11 protein-coding genes are annotated in these 12,884 nt (G+C 73.7%); 5 read left to right on the top strand and 6 right to left on the bottom strand.

Annotated elements, in window-relative coordinates; genetic code table 11:
* The first annotated feature begins 87 nt into the window (after positions 1 to 87).
* Entirely contained in the window at positions 88 to 636 is a 549-nt protein-coding gene (locus ACF1A5_RS22675) for an RNA-binding S4 domain-containing protein (protein WP_392194665.1), read from the top strand.
* A gap of 117 nt (positions 637 to 753) precedes the next feature.
* Here ACF1A5_RS22675 and ACF1A5_RS22670 read toward each other — a convergent pair whose 3' ends face one another.
* The gene (locus ACF1A5_RS22670; RefSeq protein ID WP_392194664.1) at positions 754 to 1,263 is read right to left on the bottom strand and encodes a DoxX family protein; all 510 of its coding nucleotides are present in this window, start codon (positions 1,261 to 1,263) and stop codon (positions 754 to 756) included.
* Positions 1,264 to 1,516: 253 nt separating this feature from the next.
* Between ACF1A5_RS22670 and ACF1A5_RS22665 the strand changes: the two genes are divergently transcribed.
* Positions 1,517 to 1,768, top strand: a complete 252-nt coding sequence (locus tag ACF1A5_RS22665; protein ID WP_392194663.1) for a DUF6343 family protein — start codon at positions 1,517 to 1,519, stop codon at positions 1,766 to 1,768.
* Between the two features lie 99 nt (positions 1,769 to 1,867).
* Here ACF1A5_RS22665 and ACF1A5_RS22660 read toward each other — a convergent pair whose 3' ends face one another.
* From ACF1A5_RS22660 to rpsA, 4 genes are all read right to left on the bottom strand, one after another.
* Positions 1,868 to 2,248, bottom strand: a complete 381-nt coding sequence (locus tag ACF1A5_RS22660; RefSeq protein ID WP_356191489.1) for a tetratricopeptide repeat protein — start codon at positions 2,246 to 2,248, stop codon at positions 1,868 to 1,870.
* Between the two features lie 50 nt (positions 2,249 to 2,298).
* Complete coding sequence (coaE, locus tag ACF1A5_RS22655) at positions 2,299 to 2,919, bottom strand: dephospho-CoA kinase (protein WP_392194662.1); 621 nt, start codon at positions 2,917 to 2,919, stop codon at positions 2,299 to 2,301.
* Between the two features lie 132 nt (positions 2,920 to 3,051).
* Positions 3,052 to 3,990, bottom strand: a complete 939-nt coding sequence (locus tag ACF1A5_RS22650; RefSeq protein ID WP_392194661.1) for a PAC2 family protein — start codon at positions 3,988 to 3,990, stop codon at positions 3,052 to 3,054.
* A 174-nt stretch (positions 3,991 to 4,164) separates the two neighbouring features.
* A complete protein-coding gene (rpsA, locus tag ACF1A5_RS22645) occupies positions 4,165 to 5,655 on the bottom strand; it encodes a 30S ribosomal protein S1 (protein WP_392194660.1) in 1,491 nt (496 codons plus the stop codon).
* Positions 5,656 to 5,879: 224 nt separating this feature from the next.
* Here rpsA and ACF1A5_RS22640 point away from each other — a divergent pair, with 224 nt between their 5' ends.
* On the top strand, positions 5,880 to 6,830 hold the full coding sequence (locus ACF1A5_RS22640; RefSeq protein WP_392194659.1) for a class I SAM-dependent methyltransferase: 951 nt from the start codon (positions 5,880 to 5,882) through the stop codon (positions 6,828 to 6,830).
* 88 nt (positions 6,831 to 6,918) lie between these two features.
* Positions 6,919 to 9,621, top strand: coding sequence for an ATP-dependent RNA helicase (locus tag ACF1A5_RS22635; protein ID WP_392194658.1), 2,703 nt, complete (start codon positions 6,919 to 6,921; stop codon positions 9,619 to 9,621).
* 250 nt (positions 9,622 to 9,871) lie between these two features.
* Here the strand turns inward: ACF1A5_RS22635 and ACF1A5_RS22630 are convergent, their stop codons facing one another.
* Positions 9,872 to 11,641 carry a lytic transglycosylase domain-containing protein gene (locus tag ACF1A5_RS22630; protein ID WP_392194657.1) on the bottom strand — a complete coding sequence of 590 codons (1,770 nt, stop codon included), beginning with the start codon at positions 11,639 to 11,641 and terminating at the stop codon, positions 9,872 to 9,874.
* Positions 11,642 to 11,981: 340 nt separating this feature from the next.
* Between ACF1A5_RS22630 and ACF1A5_RS22625 the strand changes: the two genes are divergently transcribed.
* Complete coding sequence (locus tag ACF1A5_RS22625) at positions 11,982 to 12,866, top strand: DUF4184 family protein (RefSeq protein WP_392194656.1); 885 nt, start codon at positions 11,982 to 11,984, stop codon at positions 12,864 to 12,866.
* The last annotated feature ends 18 nt before the right edge of the window (positions 12,867 to 12,884 follow it).

The following is a 12,884-nucleotide window of genomic DNA, read 5'->3' as shown; positions in this document are numbered from 1 at the left end:
GCGGGAGGGGACACCGTGTGCCGGGCCCGGTGGCGGCCGGGGCGAAATTCGCGGGGCACCGCGGCCGCGGCGACTAAGGTCGGATGCATGGCTTCCGAGGGTGACCAGGACAGGAACGAACCGGGACCGGGGTCCGCCGAGACGGAGGGCGCCGACCCGGGCGGGCCGGCTCGGACAGCTGCCCCCGCACCGGCCGTGGACCCGAAGGTCGCCGCCGCTGTCGCGGCCGCCGAGGCGGCCGGTCCGGCGAGCGGCGAGACCGTGCGGATCGACAGCTGGATCTGGTCCGTGCGTCTGGTCAAGACCCGGTCCCTCGGCGCCACGGCCTGCCGGGGCGGGCACGTGCGGGTGAACGGTGAGCGGGTGAAGCCCGCCCACTCCGTGCGCGTCGGCGACGAGGTGCGCCTGCGGCACGAGGGCCGCGAGCGGGTCGTGGTCGTGAAGCGGCTGATCCGCAAGCGTGTCGGCGCCCCCGTGGCCGCCCAGTGCTACATCGACAACTCCCCGCCGCCTCCGCCGCGCGAGGCCGTCGCCCCCATCGGCATCCGCGACCGTGGCACGGGCCGCCCCACCAAGCGCGACCGCCGCGAACTGGAGCGCCTGCGGGGCATGGAGGACCACTCCGAAGGACGGTGACCTCCTGCGTGCCGGGGATCGCGGCCCGGTGGTCGAGCATGTCTCCGGGATCGCGGCCCGGTGGTCGGGTGCGTCCCGGATCACGGCCCGATGGTCGCGCAGCCGGCGGCCGTACCGTCACCCGCGGCGTCGGACCAGCCGCAGCAGCTCGGCGTTGTGGCTCCGCCGTGCCCAGGCGATCAGGGCGAGCGGCACGACGAGGAGGAGCGGTGTCGCCGCGTACTGCCCGTCGAAGACGGTGAGCTGGACGACGAACGCGCCCACCATCAGCGCGCTCAGCGCCATCGCCGCGACCGACTGCAGCACCGGGACAAGCAGCGCGACGGCCCCGGCCAGTTCCAGGGTCCCGATGACGTACATTCCGGTGCTGCCCCAGCCGAGCCTGTCGAAGGACTCGACGGCCGACGGATGGGCGATCAGCTTGGGCAACGCGCTCGCGCCCGCGTAGAAGAGTGCGAGCAGCACCTGCACCACGCGCAGGGTGGCACGGGCGAGGCGGCGGCCCCCGGAGACGGTGCCGACGCGGTCTCGGGAGCTCGGGGTCCGGGCGGTGCCACCCGGTGCGGTGGCCGTCGCGGAAGCGGACGCAGGGGCGGCCGGCCGATGGGAGGCGGTGTTCCTGGGCATGGGTGTCTCCTGGGGGACGCGGTCCGTTGTGCTGTCGCAGAGGTAGACCGGCCCTCGGCGCCGAACTCATCGCCCTCGGGCGGACACGGCCTCGTCGCCCTCGGGCGGACACGGCCTCGTCGCCCTCGGGCGGACACGGCCTCGTCGCCCTCGGGCGGACACGGCCTCGTCGCCCTTGGGCGGGCACGGCGCGCTCCCCCGTTGGTGAAGTCGTCGCGGGGGAGTACGTTGCAGGCAGGAGTGGTGGTCGGCGATGCGTACGGGCAGTGAGCCGAGGACCGCCCGCAGCGCCCTGCGGGCGCGGTTCTGGCTGAGTGTGTGGGGGCTGGTCTGGGCGGCCTTCGGTACGACCGTGTTCGCGCTGGTCGGAAGGCCCGGCTGGGCGGCCGCCTGCGGAGTGCTGCTGCTGGTGATCGGAGTCGACCTGGCCGTGATCGTCCGGCACATCCGGCAGGGCCCGCACTACCAGCCGGGTCGCGACGTCCCGCCGTACTGGCCGCCGTGACACCCGCGCTCGGGGAGTGGGCGACAGCGATCAGTTCAGCCGCAGATCCGCTCAGCAGTCGATCCGCTCAGCAGTCGATCCGCTCAGGAGTGGATCCGCTCAGGAGTCGAACTGGGCGCGCTGCAGATACTGCGGCTTCGGGTCCAGGGCGGCCGCCAGCCGGAAGTGGCGCTTGGCCTGGTCGGGGCGGCCCTGCCGCTCGTAGGTGCGGGCGAGCGCGAAGTGGGCGAACGCGTTGTCCGGCTCGCGCTCCAGTACGACCGTGAACTCCAGCTCCGCCGGACGCAGCTGGGCGGCCGCGAAGAAGGCACGGGCACGCAGCAGGCGGGCGGCCGTGTTCTCCGGGTGGGCGGCGATGACGCCGTCGAGCAGCTTCACCGCGCCCCGCGGGTCCCGGGCGGCAAGCAGTTGCTCGGCCGCACGGAAGTCGATGACGTGCGTCTCCGGTGAAGGTCCGCTGGAACCGCTGATCTCGGGCACAGAAAATTCCTTCCCTCGCGGGAGGTCTTCAACGCCCCGTGACGGCCACGCTATTCCCGGGGTTCGCCTCGCGGCGCGCGGGCCCGGCGCTCGAGTTCGGCCCACACCTCCCGCACCCGGCGGTGGAGCCGCTCCAGCGGTACGTCGTTGTCGATGACGATGTCCGCGACCTCCAGACGCTTCTCGCGCGTCGCCTGGGCGGCCATGCGCGCGCGTGCGTCCTCCTCGGTCATGCCGCGCAGCCGGACGAGCCGGTCGAGCTGGGTCTCGGGAGCGGCGTCGACGACGACCACGAGGTCGTACAGCGGCGCGAGGCCGTTCTCCGCGAGGAGCGGGACGTCGTGGACCACCACGGCGTCCTCGTCGGCCGCCGTCTCCAGTTCGCGGGAGCGGGCGCCCACCAGGGGGTGCACGATCGCGTTCAGGACGGCCAGCTTCTCCGGGTCGGCGAAGACGACGGAGCCCAGCTTGGGGCGGTCCAGGCTGCCGTCCCCGGCGAGCACCTGAGGGCCGAACGCCCGGACGACCGCCGCGAGGCCGGGCGTGCCCGGGGCGACGACCTCGCGTGCGATGCGGTCGGCGTCGATCAGGACGGCCCCGCACTCCACGAGCAGCCGGGACACCTCGCTCTTGCCGGCGCCGATGCCGCCGGTCAGACCCACGGACAACATGACCGCGCCTCCACCTCACAACCCCCGCAGCGGCGGGGACGACTTGCCGTCTCCGATACCGCCGGTCAGGCCCACCGGACGACTCCCGCGACGGCGGGGACGGGCGGGGCGGTCATCCGGCAGCGTATCGGATCAGGCGTCGCCCTCCCGCTCCGCCAGGAAGCGCTCGAACTCGCGGCCGATCTCCTCCGCGGAGGGGATGTCGGCGGGCTCGGCGAGCATGTTGCCCCGGGTCTCCGCGCCCGCGGCCGCGTCGTACTGGTGCTCCAGGCCCTGGACGAGGGCGGTGAGCTCCTCGTCGCCCTCCCGGACCTGCCGCTCGATCTCCGTCTGCGTGCGGTGGGCCTCGGTGCGCAGGGCGTGGGCGATGCCCGGCAGTACCAGCCCGGTGGCGGAGGTGATGGCTTCCAGGACGGTCAGCGCCGCGTCCGGGTACGGCGACCGGGCGATGTAGTGCGGGACGTGCGCGGCGACGCCGAGGACATCGTGCCCGGCCTCCATCAGGCGGTACTCGAGCAGCGCCTCGGCGCTGCCGGGCACCTGGGCCTCCTCGAAGGGGCTGCGGTGGCCCGGGACGAGGTCGCTGCGGTTGCCGTGCGGTGTGAGGCCCACCGGGCGCGTGTGCGGCACGCCCATCGGGATGCCGTGGAAGTTCACCGACAGACGCACGCCGAGCCGCTCCACGATCTGGCGCACGGCGGCCGCGAAGCGTTCCCACTCCACGTCCGGCTCGGGCCCGGAGAGCAGCAGGAAGGGCGCGCCCGTCGCGTCCTGGACGAGGCGCACCTCGATGGCGGGGTCCTCGTAGCCGGTCCAGCGGTCGCGCTGGAAGGTCAGCAGCGGGCGGCGGGCTCGGTAGTCCACGAGCCGGTCGTGGTCGAAACGGGCCACGAGCTGGTGGGGCATCGAGTCAAGCAGGCGTTCGACGATCTGGTCGCCGGCCTCCCCCGCGTCGATGTATCCGTCGAAGTGGTAGAGCATGACGAGTCCGGCCGACTCCTGCGCGAGCGCCGTGTCGACGACGGCCAGGCCCTTCGGTTCCCATGCGTACAAACCCTGCGGATCAAGCACTGTGACCGCTCCTCCTCGTGTTCCCCCGGAACAACGTGGTGCGGGGCGCCCGCATTCCCAACGGGCTCCCTTTCGCGGCTTCTTGTCGCACGACTGGGGCAACGGCTGCGGCCCGCACCCCCGAGTAGGGGATGCGGGCCGCAATCGGTTATTCGGCTACCGCCTGGGCGAGCGTCAGCTCTGGCCGCCGGCGAGCTTCTCGCGCAGGGCAGCCAGCGCCTCGTCCGACGCCAGGGCGCCGGAGTTGTCGCCGCCCTCGGACGAGTACGAACCGCCGGACGCGGCCGGAGCGGCGGCCTCGCCACCCTCGGCAGCGGCCTGGGCATCCGCCTCGCGGGACTTGATGACCTGCTGCTGGTGCTGCTCGAAGCGGTGCTGCGCCTCGGCGTACTGGTGCTCCCACGCCTCGCGCTGGGTCTCGTAGCCCTCGAGCCAGTCGTTGGTCTCGGGGTCGAAGCCCTCGGGGTAGATGTAGTTGCCCTGGTCGTCGTAGGACGCGGCCATGCCGTACAGGGTCGGGTCGAACTCGACCGAGGCCGGGTCGGCACCGAAGGCCTCGTTGGCCTGCTTCAGCGAGAGGCTGATGCGGCGGCGCTCGAGGTCGATGTCGATGACCTTGACGAAGATCTCGTCGTTGACCTGGACGACCTGCTCCGGGATCTCCACGTGGCGCTCGGCCAGCTCGGAGATGTGGACCAGACCCTCGATGCCCTCGTCCACGCGGACGAACGCACCGAACGGAACCAGCTTCGTGACCTTGCCGGGCACGACCTGGCCGATCTGGTGGGTGCGGGCGAACTGCTGCCACGGGTCTTCCTGGGTCGCCTTCAGCGACAGGGAGACACGCTCGCGGTCCATGTCGACGTCGAGGACCTCGACGGTGACCTCCTGGCCGACCTCGACGACCTCGGACGGGTGGTCGATGTGCTTCCAGGACAGCTCGGAGACGTGGACCAGACCGTCGACGCCACCCAGGTCCACGAAGGCACCGAAGTTGACGATCGAGGAGACCACGCCGGAGCGGACCTGACCCTTCTGGAGGGTCGTGAGGAACGTCTGGCGGACCTCGGACTGGGTCTGCTCCAGCCAGGCACGGCGGGACAGGACCACGTTGTTGCGGTTCTTGTCCAGCTCGATGATCTTCGCCTCGAGCTCCTTGCCCACGTAGGGCTGGAGGTCGCGGACGCGGCGCATCTCGACGAGAGACGCGGGGAGGAAGCCGCGGAGGCCGATGTCGAGGATGAGACCACCCTTGACGACCTCGATGACGGTACCGGTGACGATGCCGTCCTCTTCCTTGATCTTCTCGATGGTGCCCCAGGCACGCTCGTACTGGGCGCGCTTCTTCGAGAGGATCAGGCGGCCTTCCTTGTCCTCCTTCTGGAGAACAAGGGCTTCGATCTCGTCACCGACGGCGACGACCTCGTTGGGGTCGACGTCGTGCTTGATCGAGAGCTCGCGGCTCGGGATGACACCTTCGGTCTTGTAACCGATGTCGAGCAGGACCTCGTCCCGGTCGACCTTCACGATGACGCCGTCGACGATGTCGCCGTCGTTGAAGTACTTGATCGTCTCGTCGATCGCGGCGAGGAAGGCTTCCTCGTTACCGATGTCGTTGACCGCAACCTGCGGGGTGGTGGCGGTGGTCTCGGTGCTGCTCGTCATGTGGGAAAGGGCTCCGGTACGGACATTGAGTCGTAGGTACTGCTTACGCCGGGAGCCCGTTTCGCTCTGCAGAAGCCGGACAGCCAAGGAAGCGCCACACAAAAACACGGTGGCGCCTCGACAACCGAGGGGACATACAACAGATGCGAGCGCAGCCTGCTACGTCTGAGGTGCGCAGGCCCGCAGCGCAACTTGTAGCATACGGGGGCAGCCGGGCAGGGTCAATGCGCGAAGGCGCACACCCGGGGCGGATCGCCGCATACCCGGCACAAAACCTGTCTCCCGAGGCCACGCGTGTCCCACGACGACCGTGCCGCGACACCCCCGGACGGGTTGGACGGAAGAGTACGACGAGGGAGCCGATCATCCAAGAGCCCGAACCGTTCGAACCGGAGGCCACCCGCCGCGAGGCCGATGCGGCGGAGAGCGCCCGGGCCAACCGGGGCTGGTGGGACCGGAACGCGGACGAGTACCAGACCGACCACGGCACCTTCCTGGGCGACGACCGTTTCGTGTGGGGCCCCGAGGGCCTGGACGAGGTGGAGGCCGAGCTCCTCGGCCCGCCCGAGGAGCTGAAGAACAAGGAGATCCTGGAGATCGGCGCCGGCGCGGCCCAGTGCTCCCGCTGGCTGGCCGCGCAGGGCGCGCGCCCGGTCGCCCTGGACATCTCCCACCGCCAGCTCCAGCACGCGCTGCGCATCGGCGGCTCGTTCCCTCTGGTGTGCGCCGACGCGGCCGCGCTGCCGTTCGCGGACGCCTCCTTCGACCTGGCGTGCTCGGCGTACGGCGCGCTGCCCTTCGTCGCCGACCCGCGGCTGGTGCTGCGCGAGGTGCGCCGCGTACTGCGGCCGGGCGGCCGTCTGGTCTTCTCCGTGACCCATCCGATCCGGTGGGCCTTCCCGGACGAGCCGGGCCCGGAGGGCCTTTCCGTGTCCGGCTCCTACTTCGACCGCACGCCCTACGTCGAGCAGGACGAGGACGGGCGCGCGGTGTACGTGGAACACCACCGCACCCTCGGCGACCGGGTCCGGGACGTCGTGTCCTCGGGCTTCCGCCTGGTGGACCTGGTCGAGCCGGAGTGGCCGGCCTGGAACAGCTCGGAGTGGGGCGGCTGGTCCCCGCTGCGCGGCAGCCTGATCCCGGGGACGGCCGTCTTCCTGTGCGAGCGGGACTGAACGGGCGGCACGCGCCCGTACGGCGCCGCCCGCCGGGCGCGGGACACGCGCGGGCCGCCCCACTCGCCCGGCGTACGACACTGGGGACGTGATCCGTTACGACGCCCTGGACGCACTGCCCGTGCGAGGCGCCCTGCCCGCCCTGAACGACGCCCTCGACGGTCACGGCACCGCGGTGCTCGTCGCGCCGCCCGGCACCGGCAAGACGACGCTGGTGCCGCTCGCGCTGGCCGGGCTGCTGGGCGAGGGGCCCGCGCGGCGGGTGGTCGTGGCCGAGCCGCGGCGGATCGCGGCGCGGGCGGCGGCACGCCGGATGGCGTGGCTGCTGGGTGAGAAGCCCGGCGGGGCCGTCGGCCACACCGTGCGCGGAGAGCGCGTCGTCGGACGCCACACACGCGTGGAGGTGGTCACCACCGGGGTGCTGCTGCAACGGCTGCAGCGGGATCCGGAGCTGGCCGGCGTCGACGTCGTCGTGCTGGACGAGTGCCACGAGCGGCATCTGGACGCCGACACGGTGGCGGCCTTCGTGTGGGACGTGCGGGAGACGCTGCGCCCGGAGCTGCGGCTGGTGGCCGCCTCGGCGACGACCGACGCGGAGGGCTGGGCCCAACTGCTGGGCGGGGCGCCGGTGGTCGAGGCCGCGGGTGCCGCGTATCCGGTGGAGGTGGTGTGGGCGCCGCCGGCGCGTCCGGTACGGCCGCCGCACGGGACGCGCGTGGACCCCGCGCTGCTCGCGCATGTGGCGTCGGTGGTGCGGCGGGCGCTCGCCGAACGGACGGGGGACGTGCTCTGCTTCCTGCCGGGCGTGGGCGAGATCGCGCGGGTCGCCGGGCAGATGGGGGATCTCGGCGGGGTGGAGGTGCTCCAGGTGCACGGCCGGGCGCCCGCGGCCGTGCAGGACGCGGTGCTGGCTCCTGGACAGCGGCGGCGGGTCGTCCTCGCGACGTCGGTGGCCGAGTCGTCGCTGACGGTGCCCGGGGTGCGGGTGGTGGTGGACTCGGGGCTGGCCCGGGAGCCACGGGTGGACCATGCGCGGGGGCTGAGCGCGCTGACGACCGTACGGGCCTCGCAGGCGGCCGGGCGGCAGCGGGCGGGCCGTGCCGGGCGCGAGGCGCCGGGCACGGTGTACCGGTGCTGGGCGCAGGCCGAGGACGTGCGGCTGCCGCGGTTCCCGGCGCCGGAGATCAAGGTGGCCGACCTGACGGCGTTCGCCCTGCAAGCGGCCTGCTGGGGCGATCCGGACGCGTCCGGGCTGGCCCTGCTGGACGCGCCCCCGGGCGGGGCGATGGCGGCGGCGCGGTCGGTGCTGACGGCGGTGGCGGCCGTGGACCCGGCCGGGAGGGCCACGGAGCGGGGGGTGCGGCTGGCGCGGCTCGGGGTGCATCCGCGGCTGGGGCGGGCGCTGCTCGACGCGGCGCCCCTGGTCGGGGCCGAACGGGCCGCCGAGGTGGTCGCGCTGCTCGGCGAGGAGGCGCCCCGGGAGTACGGCGACGATCTCGCGTCTGCGGTGCGCGGCGCGCGGCGCGGCGGCGCCGGGGACGCCTACGCGGCGCGCTGGCGCGCGGAGGTACGGCGCCTGCGTGCCGTCCTGACGGACGTCTCCCAACCGCCCGCACGGGGCGAGGCGGGGGCCGATCCGGCCGGCTCCGGCCGGCAGGGGACGGACCGGCGCGGCGACACGGGACCGAAGGTGACGGACCGGCGCGGCGACATGGGGCTGGAGGTGACGGCTCGGCGCGGCGGCGCGCGACGGCAGGGGGCGGGTCGGCGCGGCGAGTCCGGACCGGAGGTGACGGACACGCGTGGCCACTCCGGACCGGACGAGTACGTCGCCGGGCTTGTCGCCGCGTTCGCGTTTCCCGAGCGGGTCGCCCGGCTCGACGGGGGGTCGTATCTGATGGTGTCCGGGACGCGGGCCGAGATCGAGGAGGGTTCCGCGCTGCGGGGCGTGCCCTGGGTCGCGGTGGCGGTGGCGGACCGTCCGGTGGGCCGGGCGCACGCGCGCGTGCGGCTCGCCGCCGCCGTCGACGAGGAGGTCGCGCGGCGCGCGGCCGGGGCGTTGCTGGAGGAGCGGGACGAGGTCCATTGGGGCGACGGTGACGTCGTCGCGCGCCGGGTGACGCGGCTGGGCGCGGTCGAGCTGGAGGCGCGCCCTCTGGCCGCCCCGGCCCCCGCTCTCGTGCGCGAGGCGCTGCTCGAAGGGCTGCGGCGGGAGGGGTGGCGGCTACTGCGGTGGTCGCCGGAGGCGGACACGCTGCGGCAGCGGCTGGCGTTCGTGCACCGGCAGCTCGGGGAGCCCTGGCCCGACGTGGGCGACGACGCTCTGCTCGCCCGCGTGGCGGAGTGGCTGGAGCCCGAACTGGGCCGCGCCCGGCGGCGGGCGGACCTGGCGCGGATCGACGCCGGGCAGGCGCTGGCCCGGCTGCTGCCCTGGGCGTCCGGCGAGGCCGCCCGGCTGGACGAGCTCGCCCCGGAGCGGATCACCGTACCCAGTGGGTCCAGGATCCGGGTCGACTACGCGGATCCCGAGCAGCCCGTGCTCGCCGTGAAGCTGCAGGAGATGTTCGGGCTGGAGAGGTCTCCGGCCGTCGCGGGGGTGCCGGTGCTGGTGCACCTGCTCTCCCCCGCCGGGCGGCCCGCCGCGGTCACCGCCGACCTCGCCTCGTTCTGGCGGGACGGCTACCGGGCGGTGCGGGCCGAGCTGCGCGGACGGTATCCGAAGCACCCCTGGCCCGAGGACCCGGCGGGCGCGGAGGCCACCCGGCACACCAACGCCCGGCTCAGGCGCTGACCGACTCCGGCGCCCGGCCGGCCCGGCTCCGGTTCCGGCGCGCCGGCCGCGCACTCGACGAGCGGGCGAGCGGGCGAGTCTGAGGTGATGCACCGTCAGGTACGGGGCGGCGTGGCGGCGGGTGGGCGAGATGAGAGCACGTGGTGCCTTACGCACGCACGAGGCCGCCCCCCGCCGGGGTGGCGGAGAGGCGCCCTCGTGCGGTGCCGCGTGTCCGGAACCAGTCCCGTCGTCAGGTCCTGGGCCGATCCTAGGCGGACGGGCTGGTGGAAGGGCTGGGCGACGGGTCGGCCGAGGAGTCCGCCGCCGCGACCTTCAGCTCGACCGTCAGCGTGGCGCCGCCGGTGGTCTCGATGCGGAGCAGGAAGGTGCCGGTGGTGTCGTCCGCGTACAGCTTCGGCAGCGTCAGCAGGCCGTTGCCGTCGGTCCGGAGGTCCTGCAGGGCGCGGACGGGGTTGCCTTCGGCGTCCTTGAAGTAGGGGCCCTTGTCGTTCTCGGTGGGGTCGTCTGCCGACTTGATCAGGGTGGCGGTCGCCGCGACCTTGTCCGCGACGGCACCCTTGTAGGTGGCCTTCACCTGGACCTGCCCGGCGAACTCTCCACCCGGGGTGCAGGTCAGCGGGTTGTCGTCGGTCCGGGTGAGGGTGTCGGCGGCGCGCGGGGTGACGGTGGCCGCGTAGTCGACGCCGTGGACGGTACGGCCCACGACGAGGGCGCGGACGGTGAAGCCGCCCGTCGTCTCGCCGGCCTGGAGGGTGGGCGCGGTGGCGACGCCCGCGCTGTCGGTCACGACCGTGGCGACCTTCTCGCCGCCCGTGAAGACGGTGTCGGTGTCGCCGCTGATCGTGAAGCGGATCCGGACCTTGCCGACCCCCTTGCCGTCCTTGGTCTCGGCGCGCGTGCCGATCCTCTGGGCGAACGCGTCCCCGGCCATCGCGGTGAGTTTCGCCGTGCCCGCGTCCGCGAGGTGGTCGACCGTCTCGGTGGGCGTGGGTGAGGGGGTCGGCGAGGACGGGCCGGACGGCGGGGTGGGCGAGGACGGCGGTGCCGGCGTGGACGGTGGGGGCGTGCCGGGAGCGCCCGGCTCGCCGGGCCTGCCCTTGCCGGGCTTGCCGGACTTGCCGGGCTTGTGGCTCGACTTGGGTGTGGACGGCTTCGGCGTCGACGGATCGGGGCCGGCGCCGGGCGTGTCGTCGCTGCGGCCCGAGGGCAGGGTGCCCGTGCCGTCCGGGACGGAATGGGTGCCCTTGCGGTAGTAGTCCAGCCAGGTCAGGACGGTGTGCAGGTAGTCCTGCGACTGGTTGTAGCTGAGGATGGCGCGCTTGACGTCGGCGTCGACGGACAGGTCCCAGGCATTGCGGCACAGGTAGTGGCCGGCGGCGAGGGCGGCGTCGTAGATGTTGTTGGGGTCCCTCTTGCCGTCGCCGTTGCCGTCACGGCCCGCCCAGGCCCAGGTGGACGGTATGAACTGCATGGGGCCGACCGCGCGGTCGTAGGTGCTGTCGCCGTCGTAGGCACCGTGGTCGGTGTCGCGGATGTGCGCGAAACCCTTGCCGTCGAGGACCGGGCCGAGGATCGGCGAGAGAGTGGTGCCGGAGGCGTTGACACGGCCGCCGCGGGCCTGGCCCGACTCGACCTTGCCGATGGCGGCGAGGAGTTCCCAGGGCAGGTTGCAGCCCGGCTTGGAGCCGCGCAGCTCGGCCGCGGCCTTCTTGTAGGCGTCGAGCACGGTGGCGGGGATGCCGGACTCGGCCGGGCCGCGGGAGGCCGGGGTGCCGACGGTGGGCGCCGGGCTGGGGCTCTTGAGCGGCGGCAGGTCCGTGTAGTAGGGGGAGTTGCCGGTCGCGCTGCCGTCGGCGCTCACGTCGGGAGAGGGGGTGGCGCCGGCGGTGGGCTGTCTGCCGTGGTCGTCGGCCGTGACGTCCGGGGCCTGGGATGCGGACAGGGCCGCGACCGCTGCCGCAGCCACGGCGGTGGTCGCCGCTCCCTTGCGCAGCCTCCTGCCGAAATGCGCCGCCATGGAGTGAACTCCTCCCGTGGACGCCCGAGCGTCCGTCCGTGTCTGCCTGTACGCCCTGTTGTGACGGTTGACTCGTGCTGGTGGTTGCCCTGGTGGAGCTCTTGGGGTGTTCTGTCCGCGCCGTCGAGTGGCCTGTTCGCCCGTTCGACCGCGGCGGCGGACAGAGCGACCCAGGCGACCCTACGACAACTTCCTTTGTCCCGGGACCCGTTCGCGCCCGTTTTTCACCGGTTGGCCACGTGCTGTTGCCCGAAGCGGCGCGGACAGGCCTCCCGCATACTGGACTTCGGTGATCACCCGGGCCTTCCGGACCCGGTCGACGTCCTTGGGGAGGGGCACGTTGCCGTTCACACTGAGTCATGCGGCGGCCGTACTGCCGGCGGTGCGCGGAGACGGGACCGGGCGGGGGCCGCTGGTGCCCGCGGTGCTCGTGGCGGCTTCCTTCGCGCCCGACATGACCTACTACGCGGCGAGCGTGCTGCCCGGCGCGATGGAGTTCGGCGCCGTCACGCACTCCTTCCCCGGGGTCTTCACCGTCGATGTGCTCATCGCCTGGGCGCTGGTGGGGCTGTGGCTGGTGGTGCGCGAGCCGCTGGTGGCGCTGCTGCCGCGGCACCGGCAGGGGCCGGTGGTGGCGCTGACGAGGTGCGGGGCGCCACGCGCGCGCCCGCGGCCGTCGACGGTGCCGAGGTGGTACGCCTCCGCCGCGCTGGGCGCGTCGACGCATGTGGTGTGGGACGCGTTCACGCACCTCGACCGGTGGGGGATGCGGGTGTTCCCGGTGCTGGGCAGCCACCTGGCGGGCGCGCCCCTGTACTGGTACCTGCAGTACGGCGGCTCGGTGGTGGCCGCGGCCGGGATCACCTGGTTCCTGGTGCACGCGCTGCGGCGGGCACCGGCGGGTGAGCCGGTGGGGGTGGCGCGGCTGTCGGCCCGGGACCGCTGGTGGGCCGGGGCCGTGATCGGCGGGTGCGCGGTGGCCGGGGCGGTGCAGCGGGCCGCGGGGCAGTGGGCCCTCGGCGGGACGTCGGCGAAGCCGTGGGAGCTGGTGCCGACGCTGTGCTTCGGGGCGGGCGCCGGACTTGTGCCGGGACTGCTGCTGTACGCCGTGGGCGTCAGGGCGTGGCGTCCGGCTCGGGCCCCTGGGGGTGGCGGCGACCGGGCCGCGGGTCCTGGCAGTTCCGGCGGGGTCGACGCGCGGGCGGGCCGTCCGGCCCGTCGCTGACGGTGCTCGCGGGCACGA

The sequence above is a fragment of the Streptomyces sp. NPDC014864 genome (genome assembly GCF_043081525.1).
Classification (GTDB): domain Bacteria; phylum Actinomycetota; class Actinomycetes; order Streptomycetales; family Streptomycetaceae; genus Streptomyces.
Note: the sequence above shows the minus strand (reverse complement) of the source record. Positions and strands in the feature narration are given on the sequence as shown.